Annotated in this window: 31 protein-coding genes; 10 read left to right on the forward strand and 21 right to left on the reverse strand. The window is 43.0% G+C overall.

What is annotated here, in order from left to right; all coding sequences use genetic code 11:
- Positions 1–256 precede the first annotated feature (256 nt).
- Positions 257–1,444 (reverse strand): MFS transporter, encoded by a 1,188-nt coding sequence (locus D3P07_RS00455; protein WP_119798137.1) that lies wholly within the window; start codon positions 1,442–1,444, stop codon positions 257–259.
- Positions 1,445–1,634: 190 nt separating this feature from the next.
- Between D3P07_RS00455 and D3P07_RS00460 the strand changes: the two genes are divergently transcribed.
- Entirely contained in the window at positions 1,635–3,104 is a 1,470-nt protein-coding gene (locus tag D3P07_RS00460) for an aminotransferase class I/II-fold pyridoxal phosphate-dependent enzyme (RefSeq protein WP_119798920.1), read from the forward strand.
- 61 nt (positions 3,105–3,165) lie between these two features.
- A complete protein-coding gene (locus tag D3P07_RS00465) occupies positions 3,166–3,582 on the forward strand; it encodes a DUF1885 family protein (protein WP_119798138.1) in 417 nt (138 codons plus the stop codon).
- Positions 3,583–3,682: 100 nt separating this feature from the next.
- Here D3P07_RS00465 and D3P07_RS00470 read toward each other — a convergent pair whose 3' ends face one another.
- From D3P07_RS00470 to D3P07_RS00480, 3 genes are all read right to left on the reverse strand, one after another.
- Positions 3,683–4,003, reverse strand: a complete 321-nt coding sequence (locus D3P07_RS00470) for a DUF1292 domain-containing protein (protein ID WP_119798139.1) — start codon at positions 4,001–4,003, stop codon at positions 3,683–3,685.
- A 103-nt stretch (positions 4,004–4,106) separates the two neighbouring features.
- Positions 4,107–4,679 (reverse strand): stalk domain-containing protein, encoded by a 573-nt coding sequence (locus D3P07_RS00475; RefSeq protein ID WP_119798140.1) that lies wholly within the window; start codon positions 4,677–4,679, stop codon positions 4,107–4,109.
- Between the two features lie 163 nt (positions 4,680–4,842).
- A complete protein-coding gene (locus D3P07_RS00480) occupies positions 4,843–5,046 on the reverse strand; it encodes a hypothetical protein (RefSeq protein ID WP_119798141.1) in 204 nt (67 codons plus the stop codon).
- A 139-nt stretch (positions 5,047–5,185) separates the two neighbouring features.
- On the opposite strand from D3P07_RS00480, the gene D3P07_RS00485 reads away from it, so the two are divergent.
- Complete coding sequence (locus tag D3P07_RS00485) at positions 5,186–5,911, forward strand: MBL fold metallo-hydrolase (protein WP_119798142.1); 726 nt, start codon at positions 5,186–5,188, stop codon at positions 5,909–5,911.
- A 119-nt stretch (positions 5,912–6,030) separates the two neighbouring features.
- On the opposite strand, the gene D3P07_RS00490 is transcribed toward D3P07_RS00485, so the two are convergent.
- The 4 genes from D3P07_RS00490 to D3P07_RS00500 all read right to left on the reverse strand — a co-directional run bounded on the left by D3P07_RS00490 (position 6,031) and on the right by D3P07_RS00500 (position 7,429).
- Positions 6,031–6,285 carry a DUF3892 domain-containing protein gene (locus tag D3P07_RS00490; RefSeq protein ID WP_119798143.1) on the reverse strand — a complete coding sequence of 85 codons (255 nt, stop codon included), beginning with the start codon at positions 6,283–6,285 and terminating at the stop codon, positions 6,031–6,033.
- Between the two features lie 58 nt (positions 6,286–6,343).
- Positions 6,344–6,493 carry a hypothetical protein gene (locus D3P07_RS26775; protein ID WP_182914117.1) on the reverse strand — a complete coding sequence of 50 codons (150 nt, stop codon included), beginning with the start codon at positions 6,491–6,493 and terminating at the stop codon, positions 6,344–6,346.
- A 57-nt stretch (positions 6,494–6,550) separates the two neighbouring features.
- Positions 6,551–6,757 carry a hypothetical protein gene (locus tag D3P07_RS00495; RefSeq protein WP_119798144.1) on the reverse strand — a complete coding sequence of 69 codons (207 nt, stop codon included), beginning with the start codon at positions 6,755–6,757 and terminating at the stop codon, positions 6,551–6,553.
- Positions 6,758–6,985: 228 nt separating this feature from the next.
- Positions 6,986–7,429 carry a hypothetical protein gene (locus D3P07_RS00500; protein ID WP_119798145.1) on the reverse strand — a complete coding sequence of 148 codons (444 nt, stop codon included), beginning with the start codon at positions 7,427–7,429 and terminating at the stop codon, positions 6,986–6,988.
- A 149-nt stretch (positions 7,430–7,578) separates the two neighbouring features.
- Here D3P07_RS00500 and D3P07_RS00505 point away from each other — a divergent pair, with 149 nt between their 5' ends.
- The gene (locus D3P07_RS00505; RefSeq protein WP_119798146.1) at positions 7,579–7,839 is read left to right on the forward strand and encodes a hypothetical protein; all 261 of its coding nucleotides are present in this window, start codon (positions 7,579–7,581) and stop codon (positions 7,837–7,839) included.
- Between the two features lie 42 nt (positions 7,840–7,881).
- Here the strand turns inward: D3P07_RS00505 and D3P07_RS00510 are convergent, their stop codons facing one another.
- The gene (locus D3P07_RS00510; protein WP_182914118.1) at positions 7,882–8,601 is read right to left on the reverse strand and encodes an alpha/beta fold hydrolase; all 720 of its coding nucleotides are present in this window, start codon (positions 8,599–8,601) and stop codon (positions 7,882–7,884) included.
- Positions 8,602–8,728: 127 nt separating this feature from the next.
- On the opposite strand from D3P07_RS00510, the gene D3P07_RS26780 reads away from it, so the two are divergent.
- On the forward strand, positions 8,729–8,881 hold the full coding sequence (locus tag D3P07_RS26780) for a hypothetical protein (protein WP_182914119.1): 153 nt from the start codon (positions 8,729–8,731) through the stop codon (positions 8,879–8,881).
- Positions 8,882–9,079: 198 nt separating this feature from the next.
- Positions 9,080–9,238, forward strand: coding sequence for an asparagine synthase (locus tag D3P07_RS00515; RefSeq protein ID WP_119798148.1), 159 nt, complete (start codon positions 9,080–9,082; stop codon positions 9,236–9,238).
- Positions 9,239–9,352: 114 nt separating this feature from the next.
- Here the strand turns inward: D3P07_RS00515 and D3P07_RS00520 are convergent, their stop codons facing one another.
- Both D3P07_RS00520 and D3P07_RS00525 read right to left on the reverse strand, forming a co-directional pair.
- Positions 9,353–9,541, reverse strand: coding sequence for a hypothetical protein (locus D3P07_RS00520; RefSeq protein WP_119798149.1), 189 nt, complete (start codon positions 9,539–9,541; stop codon positions 9,353–9,355).
- Between the two features lie 103 nt (positions 9,542–9,644).
- On the reverse strand, positions 9,645–10,226 hold the full coding sequence (locus D3P07_RS00525) for a histidine phosphatase family protein (protein ID WP_119798150.1): 582 nt from the start codon (positions 10,224–10,226) through the stop codon (positions 9,645–9,647).
- 201 nt (positions 10,227–10,427) lie between these two features.
- Here D3P07_RS00525 and D3P07_RS00530 point away from each other — a divergent pair, with 201 nt between their 5' ends.
- On the forward strand, positions 10,428–10,802 hold the full coding sequence (locus D3P07_RS00530) for a helix-turn-helix domain-containing protein (RefSeq protein ID WP_119798151.1): 375 nt from the start codon (positions 10,428–10,430) through the stop codon (positions 10,800–10,802).
- 280 nt (positions 10,803–11,082) lie between these two features.
- Here the strand turns inward: D3P07_RS00530 and D3P07_RS00535 are convergent, their stop codons facing one another.
- The 10 genes from D3P07_RS00535 to D3P07_RS00580 all read right to left on the reverse strand — a co-directional run bounded on the left by D3P07_RS00535 (position 11,083) and on the right by D3P07_RS00580 (position 17,419).
- A complete protein-coding gene (locus tag D3P07_RS00535; RefSeq protein WP_182914120.1) occupies positions 11,083–11,469 on the reverse strand; it encodes a LytTR family DNA-binding domain-containing protein in 387 nt (128 codons plus the stop codon).
- A gap of 17 nt (positions 11,470–11,486) precedes the next feature.
- Entirely contained in the window at positions 11,487–11,618 is a 132-nt protein-coding gene (locus D3P07_RS00540) for a cyclic lactone autoinducer peptide (protein ID WP_119798153.1), read from the reverse strand.
- Complete coding sequence (locus D3P07_RS00545; protein ID WP_119798154.1) at positions 11,611–12,120, reverse strand: accessory gene regulator B family protein; 510 nt, start codon at positions 12,118–12,120, stop codon at positions 11,611–11,613. The genes D3P07_RS00540 and D3P07_RS00545 overlap by 8 nt, the downstream gene beginning before the upstream one ends.
- Before the next feature lie 23 nt (positions 12,121–12,143).
- Positions 12,144–12,764: a hypothetical protein gene (locus tag D3P07_RS00550; protein ID WP_119798155.1), complete on the reverse strand. Its 621-nt coding sequence runs from the start codon at positions 12,762–12,764 to the stop codon at positions 12,144–12,146.
- 323 nt (positions 12,765–13,087) lie between these two features.
- The gene (locus D3P07_RS00555) at positions 13,088–13,303 is read right to left on the reverse strand and encodes a hypothetical protein (protein ID WP_119798156.1); all 216 of its coding nucleotides are present in this window, start codon (positions 13,301–13,303) and stop codon (positions 13,088–13,090) included.
- Positions 13,304–13,717: 414 nt separating this feature from the next.
- A complete protein-coding gene (locus tag D3P07_RS00560) occupies positions 13,718–13,918 on the reverse strand; it encodes a hypothetical protein (protein ID WP_119798157.1) in 201 nt (66 codons plus the stop codon).
- A gap of 76 nt (positions 13,919–13,994) precedes the next feature.
- A complete protein-coding gene (locus D3P07_RS00565) occupies positions 13,995–14,228 on the reverse strand; it encodes a hypothetical protein (protein WP_119798158.1) in 234 nt (77 codons plus the stop codon).
- 119 nt (positions 14,229–14,347) lie between these two features.
- Positions 14,348–14,827 carry a LytTR family DNA-binding domain-containing protein gene (locus tag D3P07_RS00570; RefSeq protein ID WP_119798159.1) on the reverse strand — a complete coding sequence of 160 codons (480 nt, stop codon included), beginning with the start codon at positions 14,825–14,827 and terminating at the stop codon, positions 14,348–14,350.
- A gap of 281 nt (positions 14,828–15,108) precedes the next feature.
- Entirely contained in the window at positions 15,109–16,074 is a 966-nt protein-coding gene (locus tag D3P07_RS00575; RefSeq protein WP_147384457.1) for a phage lytic cycle repressor MrpR family protein, read from the reverse strand.
- Between the two features lie 16 nt (positions 16,075–16,090).
- The gene (locus tag D3P07_RS00580; protein ID WP_119798161.1) at positions 16,091–17,419 is read right to left on the reverse strand and encodes a DNA sulfur modification protein DndB; all 1,329 of its coding nucleotides are present in this window, start codon (positions 17,417–17,419) and stop codon (positions 16,091–16,093) included.
- Positions 17,420–17,622: 203 nt separating this feature from the next.
- Between D3P07_RS00580 and D3P07_RS00585 the strand changes: the two genes are divergently transcribed.
- The 3 genes from D3P07_RS00585 (at position 17,623) to D3P07_RS00595 (ending at position 20,814) form a co-directional block, all read left to right on the forward strand.
- The gene (locus tag D3P07_RS00585; RefSeq protein WP_119798162.1) at positions 17,623–17,853 is read left to right on the forward strand and encodes a hypothetical protein; all 231 of its coding nucleotides are present in this window, start codon (positions 17,623–17,625) and stop codon (positions 17,851–17,853) included.
- 171 nt (positions 17,854–18,024) lie between these two features.
- A complete protein-coding gene (locus tag D3P07_RS00590) occupies positions 18,025–18,219 on the forward strand; it encodes a hypothetical protein (RefSeq protein WP_119798163.1) in 195 nt (64 codons plus the stop codon).
- A gap of 84 nt (positions 18,220–18,303) precedes the next feature.
- Positions 18,304–20,814, forward strand: a complete 2,511-nt coding sequence (locus D3P07_RS00595; protein WP_259391280.1) for a hypothetical protein — start codon at positions 18,304–18,306, stop codon at positions 20,812–20,814.
- The last annotated feature ends 169 nt before the right edge of the window (positions 20,815–20,983 follow it).

A 20,983-nucleotide genomic window follows, 5' to 3' on the forward strand; every position in this document is an offset into this window, starting at 1 on the left:
CTGTTTTGTCTGTTCTAATCATACGGATTGGAAAAGAACAGGAAAAACGTCTCGGGACGGTTATTGAACCTCTTCGCTGGACGGAGTCTGAATTAGACTTTGGTCGGGGAGAATATTCCATTCCAACGACTTTATGCAGCCGTATGCGGGCAAGCCTCGGCCATGACGATTTCCTAAAGAAATAAAAAAACACGCAAGACCAGCCGCAGGGCTTGTCTTGCGTGTTCTCTTGTCAGACTTCATATTGCTACCGAAATTAGGAAGAAACGGCTGTGTCCTTCTCCTGCGCGCTGTCGAGAAAACGGAACCGGACGACCAATAGCAGCGCTGCAAGACACAGAATGCCTCCTAGCAAATACGGCAGACCCATCTGCATAGTGAAGAGCAGGGAGCCCAGCAGCGGCCCAGCAATGCGGCCCAGGCTGTCCATCGACGAGCTGAGTCCGGATGCGACACCTTGTCCCACGGTCGTCTTCTGCGTAATTAACGAAGTCACACATGGTCGGATGAGCGCGTTGCCGATGCCGAATACGGCCAGCGACATGATCGCCCACCACAGCGAATGAGCGAACAGCAGCAGGAAAAATCCTAATGCCGAGATCACCAGGCCGATGGCAATATACTTCGGCTCCTCGCCCTTCTTGATCATCCGGCGAACGACGCCTCCTTGTACAAGCGCTCCCACTAGGCCGCATACAAAAAACAGCAAGCCTACTTGAAGCGGTGTGACATCAAAGCGCTTCATGCCAAAAAACTGTAAGGTAGCTTCCATACCCGCCAGCGTAAAGGTGACAAAGAAGGCGAGTATGTACAAATATTTGAGCGGACCTCTGAATGCCGTCCATCTGGATACCCGCTTCTCCGACTTCAGCTTGCGCTTGTCGGGCGTAAGCGACTCCTTCAGCTTCCACGCGGCAAGAACGAACGTGACCAGCGCCAAAGCCGATGCGGCAAAAAACGGCGTGTTCAGCGAGAAGACGCTTAGCAAGCCGCCTACTCCCGGCCCTAGCGTAAATCCGAGGCCAATGGACATGCCGACAAGTCCCATCCCCTTTGTCCGCTGCTCCGGCGGCGTAATATCCGCTACGTAAGCGACGATGACCGATGCAACCGCACCGGAGAACAAACCTCCGAGTGCGCGGGAGATATACATAAGCGTCAGATTGTCTCCTGCAAGTCCGAACAACAGGAAGCTCGCGGCGAAGCCGACCAGGCCAGTCAAAATGATAGGCCGTCTCCCGATCCGATCAGACCAGGTTCCCCATACCGGAGATAAAATAAACGAAACGAGAGAATAGAGCGCCAGCATTCTGCCCGTATGCATCTCCGCACTCTTGGGGTCCGCGGCCTGAATAATTTCCGGCATAACCGGGATGATAATGCCGAAGCCAATAAAGGTGATCATAAGTATAGACATCACTATAAGTAATCGCTTGTCTTTCATCCTGCTATCCCTCCACCAAACTATCGTACCATATCCGAAAAGTAGCAATCTATGAACAATTCAAGAACAAATGCCAAGTTGCCCTTTCTGGCCGTACTTTATGCATAAAAAAGCTGCTTGCAATCCCCTATGTTTTTGTTATACTCTATTTTGTTTGTACATCTTATCAGGAAAGGCAGGGATGATAGCGTTGGACCATAGAAAAACCCCGCTCTTCACTGCGCTTCGCCAACATGCGGAGCAGAATCCCGTTCAGTTCCATATTCCGGGCCACAAGAAAGGCCTCGGTAGCGATTCCGAATTTCGCGAATTTATCGGCGACAACGCCTTGTCGATCGATCTCATTAATATAGCCCCGCTGGATGACCTGCATCAGCCTACGGGCGTGATCGAGGAAGCGCAGAAGCTGGCAGCCGATGCATTCGGAGCCGACTATACGTACTTCTCAGTGCAAGGCACAAGCGGCGCCATCATCACAATGATTATGTCCGTCTGCGCGCCTGGCGATAAAATCATCGTCCCGCGCAACATTCACAAATCCATCATGGCCGCCATTATTTTTGCCGGAGCAAGACCTGTATTCATCTCGCCTGCCAGAGACAATAATCTTGGCATCGACCACGGCATTACGACGCGCTCGGTCCGCAAGGCGCTCGAGAGGCACCCGGATGCCAAAGCTGTGCTCGTGATCAACCCAACGTATTACGGCATCTGTGCGAACTTGAAGGAAATCGTCGATCTGGTTCATAGCTACGACATTCCTGTTCTCGTCGACGAAGCGCATGGCGTGCTGATCCAATTCCACGACAAGCTTCCGATGTCTGCGATGCAAGCCGGCGCCGACATGGCTGCGACAAGCGTCCATAAGCTGGGCGGCTCCATGACGCAAAGCTCCGTGCTTAACATACGCAAAGGGCGAGTCAATCCGCAGCGCGTACAGACCGTCATCAGCATGCTGACGACAACCTCGACCTCATATATCCTGCTGGCATCGCTGGACACCTCGCGCCGCAATCTGGCGCTGAACGGCCGCGACATCGCAGAACGGGCGATTGCACTCGCTCAGAGCGCGCGCCAGCAGATCAACGAGATTCCGGGCCTATATTGCTTCGGCGAAGATATTCTTGGCGATGAAGCCACATTCGATTACGACCCGACGAAGGTGACAATCCATGTCCGTCATCTTGGCACTACGGGCTACGAGACAGAAAATTGGCTGCGCGACAACTATAATCTCGAAATCGAAATGAGCGATATGTATAACATTCTTTGCCTAGTTACGCCTGGAGATACCTCCGAATCGGTAGCAAAATTGGTGGAGGCGCTAAAAGGCCTGTCCGCCGCCTTCTATGAAGGCGCCGAAGCGCGCGAGCTTGTCGTGAAAATTCCGGATATTCCGCAGCTGTCGCTGACGCCGCGCGATGCGTTCTACGCACAAACGGAGGTTGTACCGTTCAAAGAATCGGCAGGACGGATCATCGCCGAATTTATCTATGTTTATCCGCCGGGCATTCCGATCCTGCTGCCGGGCGAGGTTATCTCACAAAAAAATATCGACTATATCGTCGATCATGTGGAAGTGGGATTACCTGTTAAAGGACCCGAAGACCGCAGCATCGAATTCGTGAAGGTTATCGTCGAGGAAACGGCTATCTCCTAACGATTCCTCATATTGCCAGTTCTCTCAAGCTCATGCTATCATGGGCTTGAGGTGATCGGCGATGAGTCAGAGCGCTTATATCAAGCTGGTGAAAGGCTCTCAAGACCAGGAACTGACGCTTGAGCATATTCAAGGTACGCTGCTCCGCTATCAAGAGCAGACAGCCAAGACTGGCGAGCAGCTCGGCTGGGATTATGCCGGGGCTGCCTTCCCCTACACGATCGAATCCTCAGGGGATGAGCGATGGTTCTACCTGAAAGGCATCAACGTCCATTACAAGCATATGATTATTGGTCCAGGCATGACAAAGTCAGTCGCGGGCGAGCAAGTACCCTGCATCCAGGTCGTGCTCCCAGAGGAAGCGACGCATGGCGACAAGGCGAAGGCGAATGAGCTCTGCCGGTATATGGCCAAGTCGTTTGCAGCTGAACTAACTATGTTCAACGGCCGGACGATCTATTACAATCCTAGAAAATAACCGCAGCACTGCATTTGCTAACTATCGCAAAGAGGGGCTCCCCGCCAGGAATAATCCTGCGGGAGAGCCCCTCTGTCATGTCGCAGCTGGAAACTGGACCTTATTGGTCTTCGTTCTCCGTGCGAGCGATTTCCTCATAGATAGCGGTTACGCGATCCCACTCTTCGTCATCCTCGATGCCGACCAGGAACGCTTCCTCATCCTCTTCTTCGATGCGGAAGATAACGCCGTCTTGCTCAGGATCTTGACGATCAAGAAGAACAGCATATACCTTGTCTTCGGATTCGAACGTGTACACCATGACCATCTCACGCTCTTCGCCTTCATCGTTCGTTACGATAAAGACATGCTCTTCGTGCTCGTGGTCATGATCCTGTCCGCATCCGCAATCTTCCCCATGCTCGTGCTTATGCTCGCTCATGTTTGTTACCCCATTTCAATTAAGTAGTCATACCTGCACATCGTACCATGTCTGGATACATGAGGTCAAACAAATTGCCCCGTCCGATGCGGGGCAGATTGCATTACTTTTTGGGTACAATGGATGGAATCTCTTTCTCGGAGACAACCGCCCAATCATCGGCATCTGTTACCTTCATATAAAATCGCACCATATAGGTTCCGGCGGCATCGAATTTATAATCGAACTCCTCCGTTACAAACCAGAAGTTATTCGACGATGTTACATCCTCACTCTGAATGAGCTTCTCCCTGCCGCTTGGATCAGTAATCGTAACCTTCACGGATTTAATATCCGTCTGTAAATTATCGATTTGGGAGAATACTTTGATCTTGCCCGAGAAGCCTTTGTTGACAACACCGAACGGGCTATTGCCCTGATACATGAACATATGGACATTCGGCTTGTACACCGTCGCCCGCTTGCTCGCATTATCCCATTCCACAATGGCTTGCATCGAACCCGCGACTTGTCTTAACGGCAAATATGTCGTGCCATCCACGATAATTCCGCCAGAATCCAGCTCCGAGCCGTTAATGAGCACCCGCACCTTCTGAGCAGCAGCATTCGCAAAAATGATTGTCCCCCCGCAAAGAGACAGCAGCATCAGCCAGATGGCCACTTTCTTGAAATTCATGGCTGCCATAACCTCCATCCGCATATTCTGAATGTAAGGTTATACTCATCTTCTTGTACAAAGTTGCGGCTGTTCGGAACATTTTTCATCCATGAGATCAAATGAATGGCCATTTGTCAAATGCTGTTGAAATCTGCGCTTGCCTGGGAAATGATTCAGGAAATCAGACGTACGTTTTCGTCAGAATGCATGGTATGCCCTTCCCAACCGCTCCCGGCTGCTGCATACGCGCCAAGTAGTTCATGCCGCGCGCGCAAGGCGTCTTGCATACGGCACAAGTATCGGACAGAACCAGCTTGTAGGTGACTTGCTTCCGCTCGTTAGATATTTGCTTCTTCTTCGTTGCCTTTCCTTTGCCCTTGCTCATCTCAGGCCACTCTCCTCCACTCTTCCTGCTGCTCTGACAGTGTATGTCGGTGTGGGCGAGTTTGCTTCCGCAGTTGGCATTGTCCCACAAATTTTGTTACATTGATGAGGAGCGATTACATAAGGGAGAGGTAGAAATCATGCAGATTACGATGCTTGGCACTGGCAGCGCGTTTGCCAAACGCTATTACAACAATAACGCCTTGATTGAAGTCGGCGGCTATCAGCTGCTTTTGGATTGCGGCATTACGCTGCCCAAGGCGTTGCATGAGGCCGATCTGGACTTCTCGGATTTGGATGGCGTACTCATTAGTCACATTCATGCCGATCATGTTGGCGGATTGGAAGAGTACGCCTTTCAGATGTTGTTCAAGCATCAGCGCAAGCCAGTGCTCTATATTGCCGAACCGTTAGTGGAGCCTCTGTGGGATCACACGCTGAGAGGCGGGCTGACACAGGGGAATCTAACGAAGCTGTCGGACTTCTTCGACGTCCGTGCTCTGAAGCCGGACAAATCTGTAGAACTCGCCCCAGGCCTACACGTCGAGCCGTTTCAGACGAAGCATATTGAGGGCAAAGCAAGCTTCTCCTTCCGCTTCAATCACCGCTTCTTCTATACGGCAGACATGATATTCGATGCGCCTCTCCTTGAGAGGCTCGTGCAGGACGGCGTAGAAATCATCTACCATGACTGCCAGCTTGAGCCGCCAGGTGTTGTGCATGCGACACTCGATGAACTGCTGCAATTGCCTGAAGCCATCCAGCAGAAAGTAAGGTTAATGCACTATGGAGACGCGATGGAGCAGCACAAAGCCCGGACAGGCCCTATGCGCTTCGTGGAGCAAAGGAAAACATACGAGGTATAACGCGATGCGCAACGCCGGTATTCCGCAATCGAATTTCTAGTGTATATAACGAAAGAGCCGGATGCTCTCCCTCGATGGGGAGATGCATCCGGCTCTCTATTCTTTCTATTGATGCTGTGCTATTCGAACAAGGGAAGCTGATCCAAGTTGTTGGTCGGATCTCCATCGGCGTCGCCCCGGATGTAAGTCTCGCCATCGCGGCCTTTGAAGGCGTTCACGCCAGCAATCCGCCCAGCCTGTACATCTTGAAGCGCTGTTGCATAATCCAGCACACGACCGGCGGATGTCTTGAACGCAGTCAAGTCTCCGTCGCCATTCTTCTGCACTGCGACAATCTGTTCTCTCGAATCCTGCTGGTTGTTGGTTGACTCCATACTTCGCTACCTCCTTCAATTGGACAATCAAGAAGTAGCATGCCCCGCTAGCCGATTCTTATTCCTTTATTTTCCGAAGCCAGACAAACTGCTCGTCATAGTCTCTGGAATCCGTCTTCATGAATGCTGCCAGAGATCCGATTACGACGCCAATGATCCCGAACATAATGATTGAGCTAATTGCCAAAACCGCATATTCAGCCGCCATCCCGCTCGCCTCCCACCCATTCCTTTCTATGAAGGTATGCAGGTGTGGGCGCTTCCATTACGACGTTTTGCGCTTCCGTTTCTTACTTCTGGACCTCTTACCGGATACCTGCGCTTCCGCCGTATCTTCATCCGATTTCTCGCTCCTTGCCGCAAGCACCGCCAATAAGCCTAATATGTCTCCGATCACGACGACGATGGCCGCCATTAAGGCCAAGTCGTCTGCAGATAGTCCTTTGTTGTCATCATCTCCGAATCCAGACATCGCCTTACCCCGCCCATCGTACCATGATGATAGCAGTCTATTCAGTTAGGCGCAGATGGATTGGGCTAATGAGCAGAAAAACGGGCTGTCGCCTTCTTTCATAGTGTTAATCATTAACAGTTTCAACAACAATAGACGTCTGCAGCAGACGCCTGTGAAATCATATTTCTTGTATGAGTGATGATTTATACGGTTGGAAAACGAATGTTAATAGAGCGATAGCCACTCCTACTTTTTCAGTAAATTGCGAGCCAGCTCATCGATCTGCTCGTTGTACGGCTCTTCCGGGTAGCCAGCCATGTAGACAAGCAGCACATTATTAACGTCATAAAAAGTCGGCTTATAGCTTAGCGCGATCGTCTGCCTCTCCAGTTGCTTCCGTCCCTGGAACTGCTCTTCTTCGGACTCAAATATGTACATATAAAGACTTGATTCATTGCCGGCCAGTTCGAAGGCCGTCTGCGTACGCAACCCTTCTACGTCCAGACGATAAATGTCAAACAAGTCTTTCTCCTCGAACGAAAAACCTTCCTGCAACAACTTGCTCTCGACCATCTCCCGGTCAAGCAGTCGGAGCTTATTATGAAACTCGTCGTCCTTGGAGCAGCCAGTCAACAAGACGATACTGAGCAAGAACAAACTGATTAGAATAAACGGCAATCGGGTACGCATGTGAAGCTCTCTCCTTTACACACTTTTTAGAACGTAATAGAGGCTGAAAAAGTTGCCCTGTGTGATTGGTCCTATACCGTTTTCTCTCCCATTATTGCATTAACGTTTCGATTAAGCTTATGATGAAATAGACAAAGGAGGTTATGAATATGACATTAATCTACTTATTATTAGGATTGATTCTCCTCATGATTATCATCTCAGCTTACAAACGAACCAAGCAAAGTCCTTCAAATCTGAATCGGCAAACGGATAACAGTGCCGTGCCTATAATCCCCAGCGGAGACGCATCCGCCCATGGGAAGTCCAAAGGCGGGTATTCGGAAGGCGGAAGCTCGGATCATTCAGCTAGTGACAGCAGCGGCGGAGATGGAGGCGGCGGTGGAGGCGGCGGTGGAGGCGGCGATTAGATATACGCCGCTCCATTCCGCTTTTTTTGACCAAATAAGGAGTTATTGTTCATCGTGGTTGTTCAGAAAGGTTCGAATCACATCAAAGAGCTTGTCCTGCTCCGCTGAACGAATATCATGAGCGGAGTGCTCGAAGCCTTCGACGGTGATGTGTTTCGCCATTCGTGAGTAGTGCTGCACGCCCTCGTCACTCAGCAAGCTTCCATCCTGCAGTCCTCTGAGCACAAGTACAGCTTGTTCTATGTTGTATCCAAACAGAAGTTGACGGGATTCCTTCTGAATGCCCCATACCGCCTCAGACCGAATATGGTTCATTCGCTCGTATGGAATGAGATAGTTGTGAATATAGTCTTCGGCCCATGCTTCTGTCATCGCTTTGTGCTGAGCCGGATAGTCCTGGACGATTACCGACTGCACGTGATTCGCGTAATGCTGCAAGTAGCCCATTGCATAGGATACGCCTCTGGAATAGGCATACAGATGGAATTGCTTTAGTCCGCTGGCATGTACGACGGATACGATATCGGAGACATGATCCTCCAAATCATAACCTGACTGAGGCGTGCCGCTCTGCCCTCTCCCTCTGAACGATAATACAACGCATCTTCTAGGCGATAAATAAGCGATCAGTTCCTCATACTCCGCTGCCGTCTCCGACAACCCCGGGCAAATGAATACAGGCATTAACGGGGAATGTCCTCCCGAATCCAAATAGTGAATATCCACTCCGTCGTTGGGAGCAAAATGAGCTGTTGTGGTCATCGGTTCCACCTTCCCTTTCTCTCGTGCCATAATGTTCACCCAATAGGTTCCATGTTATGATCATTATACTGGAAATCAGATTTATGAACAGTTAAGCTTCGTATTCTCATTGAAGGGAGTGAACCCTATGAAGGAGCTTGTAGGACATTGCCGAGCATGCGGCAGAGAGGTTTATTGCCGAGACGGTTTTTTGGATGGCGTTGTGCAGGAGGATTCGTCGGTTCTGTGCTTTGCATGCGATTCCGTTACGCCGCGTGCTGGAGATCAAAACGAGAGCTGAACAGATAACGGCAACCTGGAGATTATAGGAAGTACAGATGTAGGCTTGGAGGAAGAACCTAGTCGACCTAGAAACCGTCGCCTTGACTTAACAGTTGGCCTGATCGGGAAAGCGCTCATCAGCTAAACATGTATGCCGCCTACAGCAGGGTAGCATACTAATGCTATCTTGCCAAACTCATCCAAAGGAGTGTTTCTTATGCGCGAAGGTTTGATTCCGACTGTTCTTGGAGCCGTGGTATCTGCTTCTGGTGCAACACTGCTGAAAAGCAAGTATAAACTTGTGGGAACCGGTGTACTTGGCTTTGGACTTGCCCATGTTATTCTTGGAGCGATCGACTTGGTCGAGCATCGATAAAGTCTGGCAAGATGGGGGAGGACATTATGTCCTCCCTTTTTGCATGGAGGTGTTCCTTCCCCCATAAAATTGCAATATAAAAAAGGAGCACCCAGCGGGAGCTCTCTTGTACGGCTAATCCGTTTTATAAATAATCATGATCGTATCGTAATTGTTCGAGTTGTTGGAGCCTTCCGGATTGCCTGTGCTCCAGCCCTTAATATCTACAATGTTCTCGGAAGGAATCTCAGCCAGAAAGGTATTCACCTTCGACGTGAGCTCGGGATGCATAATTCCGGCGAACAATTTGATTTGAGTTTTCATCTATACTCACCTCCATACGAGACACTTCGACATGCGTCCTCTAAAACCTTCTTATGGCGTTAAGCATTAACTGAACTGGCACACTTCTTCCATTTAATGCGTTTTAGAGAGTTGGCGCGCCCCACAATCTTTCGATGCCCGTTAGTTCCTGACCACTAAATTCCATTTTGTAAATATCCGGCTTGGAGGCTTGCAGCAAGAAATTCAAACCATATCGCTTGTCGTAATACCCCATGATTAAAGCCATGATGGCTCCATGCGTACCTATCGCGATCCTCTGTCCTGGATGGGTGGTTAATACATGACGAATAACTGCGATGGCTCGATTCTGACAGGCTTGATTGGATTCGCCACCTTCTAATGCAAATGAAGGATCGGCATAAGATTGCTCCAGCAGAGGCATTAGCGTCTCATCAGGCAGTCGAATGTCTTTGCCGTCAAAACTTCTCTCCCTTAAATCCTCTATCTGGATGATGTCTTTCCCCATACGCTGCGCCAAATCCTGAATCGTCAGGATCGCTCGTTGAAAGGGACTGGATACGAATACCTCAATTCCTTCCGCCTCGAGCAGTTCCGTTACTCTGCGCGCATCCGCTATCCCCTTTGGAGTTAGCCCTCTCAATCTTTCTGTACCTTCCATTAAGGGCGAATCCCCGTGCCTGACCATGTAGATATAGGTTATCATTGGGCCTCCAACTTTTATGCTAGATTGATATTGATCAACAGTCACAATAAGTGAACAACAAATGGCGTATCACTATTCAACCGTCTTAATGACTAAATCAAATAACTATAGCAGTACTGCATCATTAATGCTTTACTATTGATGGAAAATAATTTATTAAATAGATTTTTATGATAATATATGTTGAAGGGGTGAGTTTGAATGACAAAATTTCCAACGAGACTTTTGGAAGCACGTATGAAGAGCACACTGACTCTTAATCAGGTCAGTGAAGCAACGGGGGTAGACGTATCCATAATTAATCGATTAGAGACTGGCGAGTACAATGCTGAACCAATCATTCTCTGCACATTGGCAAGCCTCTATGGAGTTTCTGCAGACTGGCTGATCGGTAGCATTAATAATCCCGACAGAACCCTTTCTGAAAACGAAAAAGCAGCAGCAGCAGCTATCCGTTCGTACGATTTAACAGCGTTTCTTGAGCAGCCATTCGTGCACAACGGGAAACCATTAAACCGCGAAGCAAAAAAGAAGTTGTACGTGATGGCCCAGCTTCTTCTTGATCAAGATGAGTAAGGAAGGAATCAATTAATTTACGATTCCTATCAGTCGGAGCTGCTATTTTATTCAAAAAATCTATTATTGAAACTGTATTCAATTTATCCATTATTATAATCACCCAATTTCTACTATTGAATTAATCGCTATATCATTTCCATTTAAACCCACTCCTTCTAAATACACCAGTATTATTCGTGGCCCCAATCTTTTGAACCAATCGACACAAAGCGACACTTCTCGTATAATTCATGTGCTATACTATGTCATTTACAAAAATGAGGCTCGACCATTTAGGTCAAGCCTCATTCATGCAATTATATCCTGGCTGTATCTGACGATTTTTTAAATTCAATTCCTCCATAATCGCCTCGTACTTTGGCCGTGACATATTGCACCATTTTGTATCAGGCCCTACATCATTATCAAAGCAGGCTCTGGAGAAAACTGGATCGAGATACGTAATATTGTTCATATTTATCGCTGCTGTTCGATCGCATAATTTAAAAGTAAAACCCTGCTGATTCAACACTTCTATCCAGTAGCTTAATGTACCTTTGAAATGATAACTTTCATTTGTAGTATGAAACAGCACATTTTTCTTACGCTTATCGCACTCAATAAAATGAATATCCTTGATTTTCACAAGTACAAGTCCATTCTCTCCATTAACGGATATGACCACTAACACCAACTCCAGTTTTAGTTCTTTATTAGCAACTCATCTGGCAAGTCTTCTTGATGTACGAATAACCAGCACGGACCGACCGCGATGACAACGGCAAGCGATGAGAGCGCTTTTGCCAATACGGAGAATAGAGCTGTTTTAAGCATGTCTAACCTTACCTCCTTTCAAATGGAATAACATAATGGACTGAGCCAAAAATGCCGCTGCAATGATTGGAGACTGCACAATAAAATTAATGCTTACGATTCCCGTTGAAATAACACGGAGATAACGAAAATATCGTTTTGGAAATAGCGTTCTGCCTTCTATTCTGGATGGCGCGAATACAAGCACAATTAGGACGCTTATCGCTGTCATAGTATGAACTACAGGCAAGCTGAAATCGGAAAATGAAAGAAGGGTCGCTCCGACTGTTGTCACTATAATACACATTTCAGATGAACCGAGATGAATGCCGCCTGATGTCTGTCTTAGCAATCCAAATGCGGCCAATGCGATCCACATTTCCGATAACCGCCCTGTGACCAATCCAATAACAGTTGTAATTAAAATAATCGGGATGACATTTAACAAAAAAGCTAACGTATGCCTGATTCGGCCTACTCGGTCTGAATACTCAGGAACAACTGCCACAATTCTCTCGGCCATTTTAGTAGCCAGTCCCTTAATTCTCAGTGCTCTCTCTCCTTTTTTATCGCATAATATAAAAATAGAGCCATGGATCCAATGAAAAACATGCCGGCTAGCAATAGGTTTTCACTGTACATTATGAAAATAAACGCACCCAAAAACAGTAACGATATTCCGTATATAAGTGGTCTCTCAAATTTAAATTCAAGCCTCTCGAATTCATTAGTAAATCCGATACCGAATTTGTAAAGCAACTTTCCAATTACTAAACCCAATACACCTGTTAATAATTGTATCTGATAGCGCGTAAAATTTTGGTCGTTAAGACCATCCAATGATCCGAATAACGTCGAAACAATCAAGAACTGCAGCAATGAAAACGAAAGGAAGCCAATGGCACCTGATGCTAGGGCACCAATTATCGGCAGACCGGCTATGTATTTCATAAATAATATCGAAAACAAAATATTAATAACTGGAACGACATACGATATATCCGTTGATTTCAATATCAAGTAGCTTTGCAGATTTGTGAGTGTGATAATGATTAGTACCGGTATTATGAATTTTCGAAGATCGAACCTAAATATGTAAAGCATCAATGCGTAAACTGCAAGACCTTCGATTGTAGCAAAAATCATGGAAACTAGAACATTCCACATGGCAAATCATCCCTTCGGGCTTTGATTAAAGCTGTACCATCGCCCCTCCCGTTATGAAATGGCAGACTAGATTCAACAAGTTAATTTTTAGTGATGATAATTGAATTATATGGCATAACCACATAAATACAAGACTTTATTGTATTTTTTTGTTTCTTTTGCTCGAAGTAATGCTATTAGAAGATATCATCTGTTGCTTTACGCAAAAACACCTCTACATTTACTCCCATATCTGAAGTTATGGTTTCAAATTATTGAGGTGTTCTGCCCAGGTCTACAGAGAAAGGAATAACTAGACTGCTCCTTTTTTCTATCATATGATTTTAGCTAATGCCTGCCTTTTTTAGTGCGCGACTATAGATAGGTGCACTTCTCATCATTTTTTTTACTTCCTCAAATCCGAATAATTCTTCATAGGTTTTTCTGTATGTAAAATATTTTGATTCAAACTTTCGCAAATCTGTTTTAGAACGAAAGATCAAGGGGACTTCATTCCCATCAGGTAGTACAAAACGTGTATAAATTTTGCTATGGTTCATGATTTCCTCCCTAGTTCTACAACATTAGTATTCCGAAAATAAAATAATTCATCGCAATAAAGATCCAATAATTCTTTTAGATGTCTGTTTCCGTTTGTGCAAAAAGCGAGTGACCACGATAATAAATCTTGGTCGAACCACTCAAACCTATACATTAACTTATGACCTCTTCTATGGATGGAGCTGCATCTAATTATAGTTGTAAAAATGTTATGTTTTAAATTATATTTGGAACCTACTGTTATCATAGGCGCATCCACTTCCCGACTGCTGCAAGCTGCCGCATCTGACTGATCTAAATACTCTGTTCCACATTTCATACACTGATGCATAATCATTCACTCCTGCCTCATTTTAATGTAACAAATTAAATAAAAAAATTATTAACTCTCAAAATAGTTAAATCAAGCACATCTAAAGCATCATTTCCTTATGTCTCTGAATCCATTCCATATAGCTATTATATGTACTTGCCTCTAATTCAGCTTTGATGAATGGAAGAGCCTGTTCTACAGCCATAATTTCAAATGCTGATGGGCTGTCTTTTTCTTTTGTACTGTAGCTAAACAATAAATTAATAATGATTTCTCTAGAACCTGCTTCAGTAATCTCCATGATTGCTTTCCTTCTTTCCTAAATATATTAAACATTCAATATCATTAACTCTTATATGAGTAGAGGGTAACTCCCCCTAATAGGCTATAGATAAGGATGCGCTAAACTTTATCTTTTTTAGTGTAATATCCAGCGCGTACATGTTCCCATCATATAAATCTATAAACCGGTCTAAATCATCCATGGTTTTAATATATTTCATCAATTCCACATACAAAAAAGAGTCCTGCTTCACGCCACAACAATGCTCCACCCACTCAAAAAAATGTTCAACTGAATCCTCCCAATTATAAAGCAATGAAACATTCAACTAATTATCCTCCTTATCATATTTTTTCCTCTTTTCCACATTAGCACGTAAGCTTGTAATTAAAAAGATAAAAATTTGATCTTTATTTTTTTCTTTACATTCAAATCGTATTATGCATCTTAGTATTCGAATTTTCCAATAAATGAGTCATGATGTGTATCTTTTTCTTTACCTAATGCCTTTATAAGAATTTTAATAGCTTCTCCTGTTACTCTAACCTCTTCTCCATTTATAAAAATCACTCTTCTATAATAAGAATTGAAATTCATAATTTTATCTTTATTAATTACAAATCCTTTATTCAAATAGCAATAGTTTTTATTCTTCTCTACCAGATACTCTAATAAGCTGTACGCCGAATTATGAAATGGGATTTCGGAAGTTAAGGTATGTATATACACTTTCCCTTTTTGTGGTGTACTGACATATAGAACTTCATTGGGATCCAGCAACCGCATTGTGTTGTTTTCCAGGGGTAAAAATAATAGACCCGTTTCACTTACATTATTTGATATGATTTCTATAATTTTATTCTTATAGTTAAATGAATAATGACTGATTTCATTTCTTAACATCTTCAGTAAACGATCACTGTTCATGACATGGATCTCCTCCCTTCCGTTAACAGTCCATTAGTCACTATTCTATATATTCAATATGATAATATATGACAAACCTATTATCATTTAATGGGACAATAGCACTACAAGTATAGCAAATGCTGTTATTACGAAGCAAGTTTCTGGAACGTATCAACAGCTATCATAGAGATGCAGCTTTAACTTATCAATTTATAGTATGGATTCTCCTTTTTTATGAAATATAGCATTTTTCATTTTAAAAAATCAAGCCAACGAAAAAATATCCTAAAAGTTTCCCTTTAGGATATTTCATAGAGTTCCCGTATGGTTCTTTCATTCAAAAAATCATCTTTGTAGCGTCTTAATGTCGTTTCATTAAAATTAAATTGCAGAGCGATTTCTTTGTAGCCCACTTTATCCAAATTGCCGTTCATCAATAATTGCTTTGCCTTCGCCAGCATCCCTGAATACATGATCGATGTAGGGTTTAGCTTTGGCTCATTAAAGTATTCAGCTACTGTGGAGTATCTTCGATAAACAACCATTCCATCGGCCTCTTGAGTGTTTTTCACACCAATGTCTACAGACCGAACTATAAATTCATTGCTTATCAGATGCGCCGTTTCCGATTTTATCCCCTTCTCCGGATTGCCGTTGCTTTTAATGAATTCTTCTTCCTTCATAGCCTGATGGCATAATCTAATAAATTCATGATCCACTTGTACCGTTCTTACACTTTTGTCCAGGTCGACTAATCTGGCTGTCATAGTTTCATCATCGATATCTGATTTTTTCAGGTTTACGATTTCAGAATTTTCCGTCCCCTTAATGCCTATAAACGGTGCATAAAAGACGATTGCAACCTGTGCAGATACAATGCCATTCACCATTTCTTTAATCTCTGAATCTGTCCAATAGTTTTTTTCAGGCTTGACCACAAACTGCTCTTTCCAGCGAACATCCACAGTCTCAAGCGGATTAATCCCATTATAATATTCTTCATCAATGGCCCAATCAATATATCCAGAGACGTATTGAACGGTTGACTTTGATGCACTTGGGGTGGACGCCATGAAAGTAAAAAACAGCTTTCGCAATTCTTCTCGCGTAAAGGTAAATAGCTCTTTATCCATATCTGACTCAAAGACCTGTGTAATTTTAAAAATTCGCTCCAAGTTTTTTTGAGTGCCTTTTTTGTGGGAACTGATATATTCTCTTTTCACTTCAGCATTATACATTTTATCTTCATAAACAATGTTAGACATTCGCATCAATCCCCTCTTAATCCAGGATATTATCCACTTGGGATTCAATAAATTCTCTAATTTGCGATTTCACCTTGTTGCTATTCGTTTTTCCTTGTCCTCCCATGATATCATTAAGCGGAGAGCTAACTTTGTTAAAGTTAATATGATCTATAACCGCTACAATCTTATCGACTGGAAAGTCTTTGCCGTACCTGTCGTATAGTTTCTTGGCAATGGCAATAAAACCAACATGCATATTATGATGGCTAATCCAAGATGATTCGAGGTTTTTAATTCTATTCTTTACTAGCTCAGATTCATAAGAAGGAATCAAATATTCATAAAACTTTTTCAGAACATCTTGTATGTCGTACCTATCCTTTGTATTTTCAGGCTCGAATATGTCTTGAATAGCTTCTGACAGGATCGCAAAATTAGTAATTGATATTTTTTTGTCTACTGCCGTTTTAATTTCAATCCGATTGTGGAGCACAGGGATTGTCATCAAATATTTCGCGATTTCTTGTCCATATTGTTCTCCGCCATAATATTTAGTTAATGTTTTATCAAATGGATTAACCGTATTCGTTATGGCTAATAGCTTTTGAGCTTTTTCTAAAGGGTAATGCTTAAGATCAATATTCATATATCCTTCGAATTCAGGATCCTCTTCTATAATTCGAATGACCGCTTCCAAGCGATGAGCTCCATCAATAATATTGAGTGTTGATTCTTTATGAATGGTCAACTCGCCGCTATTAAAGCTGATACTGCTATTTCCATCTACAAGCACATTAAACAATAAAGTAGAAGGGTTATATTTTCCTTCCTTCATGAGCTTTACGATATTACTTACACTTGCATTTTTTATATTTCTTTTTTTAATGATTTTACCTGTTTTTGAAATGGTTTTTTTGGCTAGTCGCTGAGTGTCAAAATTGTAAGTGAGCAAACCGCTATTGGCTAGAGCAGCCAAATCCTTAAATGATATAGCAGTCAAGTAATCCTCATTCGTTACTCTGATAACAGGACTAAATGTATATGGAAAGGCGATTTCCTCAGGCTTAGAAAACGCAAAGTATTTAATAGCTTTTATCGTGTTAAGATCAAAATAATTTTTGACAAATAAAGTTTCGTTTTGAGTAACCGTATGTATTCCGTTTGTAATGACTGCTAATTCCTCTGTAGAAAGAAATCCAACCTTTTCAGGATTAGCAACTAACTCAATAAATGTTCCCCTCATCATTTCATGATGCTCGACTAGATACTCTTCTATCATTCGTTGCTGATTTCTATGTTTCGCAATAGAAGAAAGTTCTTCTGAAAGCACCTCATAAATATTTTTCTCTTCTGTTTTCATCATTCTCAACTCCTTTAAATACAAATTTTCATTCCATTGATGATTATAGCACAACAATATGTAAAAAAAAATACATCCTCCTGCAACCTAATTTGTTTATTCCTACGAATAAATAGGAACATATGTTTGCTTAATCTAATAGATCATGCTATGATTGCCGTATACAAGACTCGTTTACTTTCATAGACCGTAAGGAGATGATTTCAATGAATTCCAACTTTTATGTAGCTGGCCGGCTTATCGTTCCTATTTATCTTGAGGTACAAGAATCTTGTACAAAATATGCAATTCAAGCAGCTTCCAAAGCGCTTAGTACGAATACAATCTCCGTACTTCATGGCAATATCCACACCTGGAATGGCAAAGAATACCCGATTATCGCCAATAGAATTCATGTTGACTGGTATGAAACAGTTAAAAAAGAAGAGATGATTTAGCCGTACTGACATTTTTGTCTTTACTAAAAGGTCATACATTGACTTTTATTTTTTCAAAATGATAGATTATCAATGGAATTATAAAAACATATTCTTCATTCTTAATAATGAAGCTAACTACATGAAGGAGTGAACCAATCACCATGCACAACTATTCTAAGGAGAAAAACGATGAAAACGTATATCAAAACAGGACTATCCAAACTTAGCTATCAGGATCTCTATTACGACGGTTTTCTTGGATATGGGGAAAGTTTCGATGAAGACACATCAGAAATTATACCCATACAAGATTACTGGACTCTTGTCTATAATTCCGTACAGCAGCAGCGGGAATCCTATAACTACACTCATACTAATAAATGACAGCAGACTGGAGCGAGCGTTTTGGACCATTTCATACATTCCGTATACATACCTTCGATTGAAGGATCCGATATTTATAATCATATGGTTAGAGAGAAAGCAATCGATCTGAAATATATCGGGATGCTTCCTCCCAGTCTCGAGCTTAATCAACTCATTAAATCAGGATTAAAATATTCCGTAAAAAAGGAAAATGGGAAATGTCTCTCTACAGATATCATCAATGTCAAATTCAATCAAAAGGTCGCCTCTGGGAAAACAATATTAAAACATATTTCAAATAAACTGCTCGGAGAGCTGGACGAAGGATACAAAAACAAGCTGAACGATTTTATGAGTACCATTGAAGCTGAAGCTTCTCTACCAAAGTGGGATGAAATCAGCAGCGAGCAATTGAGGATAAAGCTATATACCGATGGATTTGTTTTGAATGGCACCCACTATAAAGTATATAAGCGATCCAGCTCCAAATCCCGAGTAGGCCAATGTTTGTTTATCAAAGAAAAATTATACGATCGTATGATGAGATGGAGCCGTTTGGGATTAAATTTCGATGTTCAAAAACAAATCGATTATCCTTCTCTGCTCGCCTATGAAAGCCTGGTAGGTTCAGCTATTGAAAAAACGATTAAAATCGATCCGAAAAACATTCTAATTGTCAATGATGTAGAGAGCAGATTTGTCCAACGGTCGAACGTAATCCGTACAAGCAAAAACGGCTTCCTTAATAGTTTTGAGGAGGATGCTTGGATCACCAACAGTCTTTTTGATGGCGAGTCGCTGTTAGACAGCTCCTATTTTGACGAGGGCAAAAGCATGCTGCTCCTTCGCAATCATATGTTCAAAAGCGCAGCATTCAACTGCAACATTCAATTATTTCTAAAGGAGCATTGCCCTCCTTATATCAACTATGAGGAATGGGAAATCCCAAGCATGTTTGATGGAATAAAGCTGCTTGCAAAAGACGTTCATTTCATCATTACTCCCAGCAGTCTAAAAGCATTAAAGTTCAGCTCATTGATCGGTACTGAGCAATCCCTATGGGAGCATTGGAAAAAAGTCATTTATGCCGACGATTGCATCTTTGGGATATGCAAAAACGAAAAAAAATCCAAACAAGGGTATGATGAATCCGGCCATATTCTGCAGCAAACCAGCTATCAAATGATTAACTCTCTCCCCATCTCCCAGACGGACATGAGCGACTTATGCCAATATGAAAAAGACGTTATTACCCGTCTTAAAAACAATGATGATGATTTCATCTCCCATATCCGAAATAGCGCGAATGAGATGAATAGCCATTCTATGTTTGCAGATCTGTTTCTACATAACAAAGACCTGGCCAAAACCAAGCTATTCAGGAGATTTAGAAAAGATGTCATTCACAGCCATGTTAATCATATCAAAAATGGCAAGATTCGCTTACGAGGCGATTATTGTGTATTGCTAGGCAATCCTATTGAATTTTTGTTTCATAGTATCGGTCGATTGATTACGGATCAGCAGCAGCCTGAAAGCTTATCCTTAAAGAATAACGAAGTACATACAAAGCTGTTCGATTATAAAGAACTAACCGCCTTCCGCAATCCGCATACAAGTCCCAGCAATGTTCTGATCGTGCAAAATACGCCTAATCTGGATATCGAAAAATATTTCAATTTAAGTCCGAATATCGTCTGTGTAAATGCGATTCAATTCCCGCTACAGGATATCTTGTCTGGCTGCGATTACGATTCCGATACCGTACTATTGATAGATAATGAGCGCTTATTGTCAATAAGCCAACGTGTATTCGGAAAATATCGGGTTTGTGTTAATCTTGTAGCCAGCAATAAGAAAAAATATCAGATTACAAGCTATGATATGGCTGTCATTGACAATGAATTGTCCAAGAGCCAACGTTATATTGGGCGAACCGTTAATATTGGACAGCTATGCATGTCAACCTATTGGCATCTCTTGAATATTGGGGCTCCCAACGAACAACTAATCAGTCTACTGAAAAAAATCGATGTGGTGACCGTGTTATCCGGTATATGTATAGACTTGGCTAAAAAAATGTTCACTATTAATATTGGACAGGAAATTAGATATATAAGTGAAACTAGAGAATTAATCAAAGAAAAACCGCTGTTCTGGAAATATGTATCTCAGAATGATTCCATTCAGTCCGTTGCCTATCAATGTCCTATGGATTACTTGTATAACGAAATGACTGCTCTGAAAATGGCTGACTATCGTAAAAGTACAGAGCTCAGTTCCCTGCTGCTTCATCAGGAGCTAAGAAAAGCCGACAGAAAGCAGCTAGCCAAAATAGTTGAATATATTGAAACGATGTGTATGAGTATTAATCAAGCTTTTGCGGCTTCTCTGCCTGCCGACGAACGAGATCGAATCATCGATGACTTCATTCGTTATTATCAATTCTATATCGGCAAATTGAAAATCAATCCAAACACCATGTATTCCTTACTAGAGAAAATAGCTCGCGATGAGCAAAGAGCAAAAATCGCAACCAAGCTTATGAATGTTCTATATCGTACCCATAAGGAAATGTTTATTGCCGCTTTTAAATCAAAAGTTCCACACTAATAAGAGTTAAAAATACGAAAAACCCTTTTATACAATGGGTTTTTCTTTTGTTAAAAGTGTCGCCATATGATAGGTGAATAAACCTAGCCCAAAGCTATTACGAAGGAAGGAGGTTCTCAGATGAAAAAGAAAAAGCGCCTGCAAAGAGCTGAGCCGTTCCGAGCTATTA

The organism is Paenibacillus sp. 1011MAR3C5 (assembly GCF_003591485.1).
Lineage (GTDB): Bacteria > Bacillota > Bacilli > Paenibacillales > Paenibacillaceae > Pristimantibacillus.

Coding starts and splice junctions, on each gene's coding strand:
- D3P07_RS00455 (WP_119798137.1), bottom strand. CDS start 1,444: ATGAAAGACAAGCGATTACTTATAGTGATGTCTATACTTATGATCACC.
- D3P07_RS00465 (WP_119798138.1), top strand. CDS start 3,166: ATGAGTCAGAGCGCTTATATCAAGCTGGTGAAAGGCTCTCAAGACCAG.
- D3P07_RS00470 (WP_119798139.1), bottom strand. CDS start 4,003: ATGAGCGAGCATAAGCACGAGCATGGGGAAGATTGCGGATGCGGACAG.
- D3P07_RS00475 (WP_119798140.1), bottom strand. CDS start 4,679: ATGAATTTCAAGAAAGTGGCCATCTGGCTGATGCTGCTGTCTCTTTGC.
- D3P07_RS00480 (WP_119798141.1), bottom strand. CDS start 5,046: ATGAGCAAGGGCAAAGGAAAGGCAACGAAGAAGAAGCAAATATCTAAC.
- D3P07_RS00485 (WP_119798142.1), top strand. CDS start 5,186: ATGCAGATTACGATGCTTGGCACTGGCAGCGCGTTTGCCAAACGCTAT.
- D3P07_RS00490 (WP_119798143.1), bottom strand. CDS start 6,285: ATGGAGTCAACCAACAACCAGCAGGATTCGAGAGAACAGATTGTCGCA.
- D3P07_RS26775 (WP_182914117.1), bottom strand. CDS start 6,493: ATGGCGGCTGAATATGCGGTTTTGGCAATTAGCTCAATCATTATGTTC.
- D3P07_RS00495 (WP_119798144.1), bottom strand. CDS start 6,757: ATGTCTGGATTCGGAGATGATGACAACAAAGGACTATCTGCAGACGAC.
- D3P07_RS00500 (WP_119798145.1), bottom strand. CDS start 7,429: ATGCGTACCCGATTGCCGTTTATTCTAATCAGTTTGTTCTTGCTCAGT.
- D3P07_RS00505 (WP_119798146.1), top strand. CDS start 7,579: ATGACATTAATCTACTTATTATTAGGATTGATTCTCCTCATGATTATC.
- D3P07_RS00510 (WP_182914118.1), bottom strand. CDS start 8,601: ATGACCACAACAGCTCATTTTGCTCCCAACGACGGAGTGGATATTCAC.
- D3P07_RS26780 (WP_182914119.1), top strand. CDS start 8,729: ATGAAGGAGCTTGTAGGACATTGCCGAGCATGCGGCAGAGAGGTTTAT.
- D3P07_RS00515 (WP_119798148.1), top strand. CDS start 9,080: ATGCGCGAAGGTTTGATTCCGACTGTTCTTGGAGCCGTGGTATCTGCT.
- D3P07_RS00520 (WP_119798149.1), bottom strand. CDS start 9,541: ATGAAAACTCAAATCAAATTGTTCGCCGGAATTATGCATCCCGAGCTC.
- D3P07_RS00525 (WP_119798150.1), bottom strand. CDS start 10,226: ATGATAACCTATATCTACATGGTCAGGCACGGGGATTCGCCCTTAATG.
- D3P07_RS00530 (WP_119798151.1), top strand. CDS start 10,428: ATGACAAAATTTCCAACGAGACTTTTGGAAGCACGTATGAAGAGCACA.
- D3P07_RS00540 (WP_119798153.1), bottom strand. CDS start 11,618: ATGCTTAAAACAGCTCTATTCTCCGTATTGGCAAAAGCGCTCTCATCG.
- D3P07_RS00545 (WP_119798154.1), bottom strand. CDS start 12,120: ATGGCCGAGAGAATTGTGGCAGTTGTTCCTGAGTATTCAGACCGAGTA.
- D3P07_RS00550 (WP_119798155.1), bottom strand. CDS start 12,764: ATGTGGAATGTTCTAGTTTCCATGATTTTTGCTACAATCGAAGGTCTT.
- D3P07_RS00555 (WP_119798156.1), bottom strand. CDS start 13,303: ATGAACCATAGCAAAATTTATACACGTTTTGTACTACCTGATGGGAAT.
- D3P07_RS00560 (WP_119798157.1), bottom strand. CDS start 13,918: ATGGAGATTACTGAAGCAGGTTCTAGAGAAATCATTATTAATTTATTG.
- D3P07_RS00570 (WP_119798159.1), bottom strand. CDS start 14,827: ATGAACAGTGATCGTTTACTGAAGATGTTAAGAAATGAAATCAGTCAT.
- D3P07_RS00575 (WP_147384457.1), bottom strand. CDS start 16,074: ATGTCTAACATTGTTTATGAAGATAAAATGTATAATGCTGAAGTGAAA.
- D3P07_RS00580 (WP_119798161.1), bottom strand. CDS start 17,419: ATGATGAAAACAGAAGAGAAAAATATTTATGAGGTGCTTTCAGAAGAA.
- D3P07_RS00585 (WP_119798162.1), top strand. CDS start 17,623: ATGAATTCCAACTTTTATGTAGCTGGCCGGCTTATCGTTCCTATTTAT.
- D3P07_RS00590 (WP_119798163.1), top strand. CDS start 18,025: ATGAAAACGTATATCAAAACAGGACTATCCAAACTTAGCTATCAGGAT.
- D3P07_RS00595 (WP_259391280.1), top strand. CDS start 18,304: ATGGTTAGAGAGAAAGCAATCGATCTGAAATATATCGGGATGCTTCCT.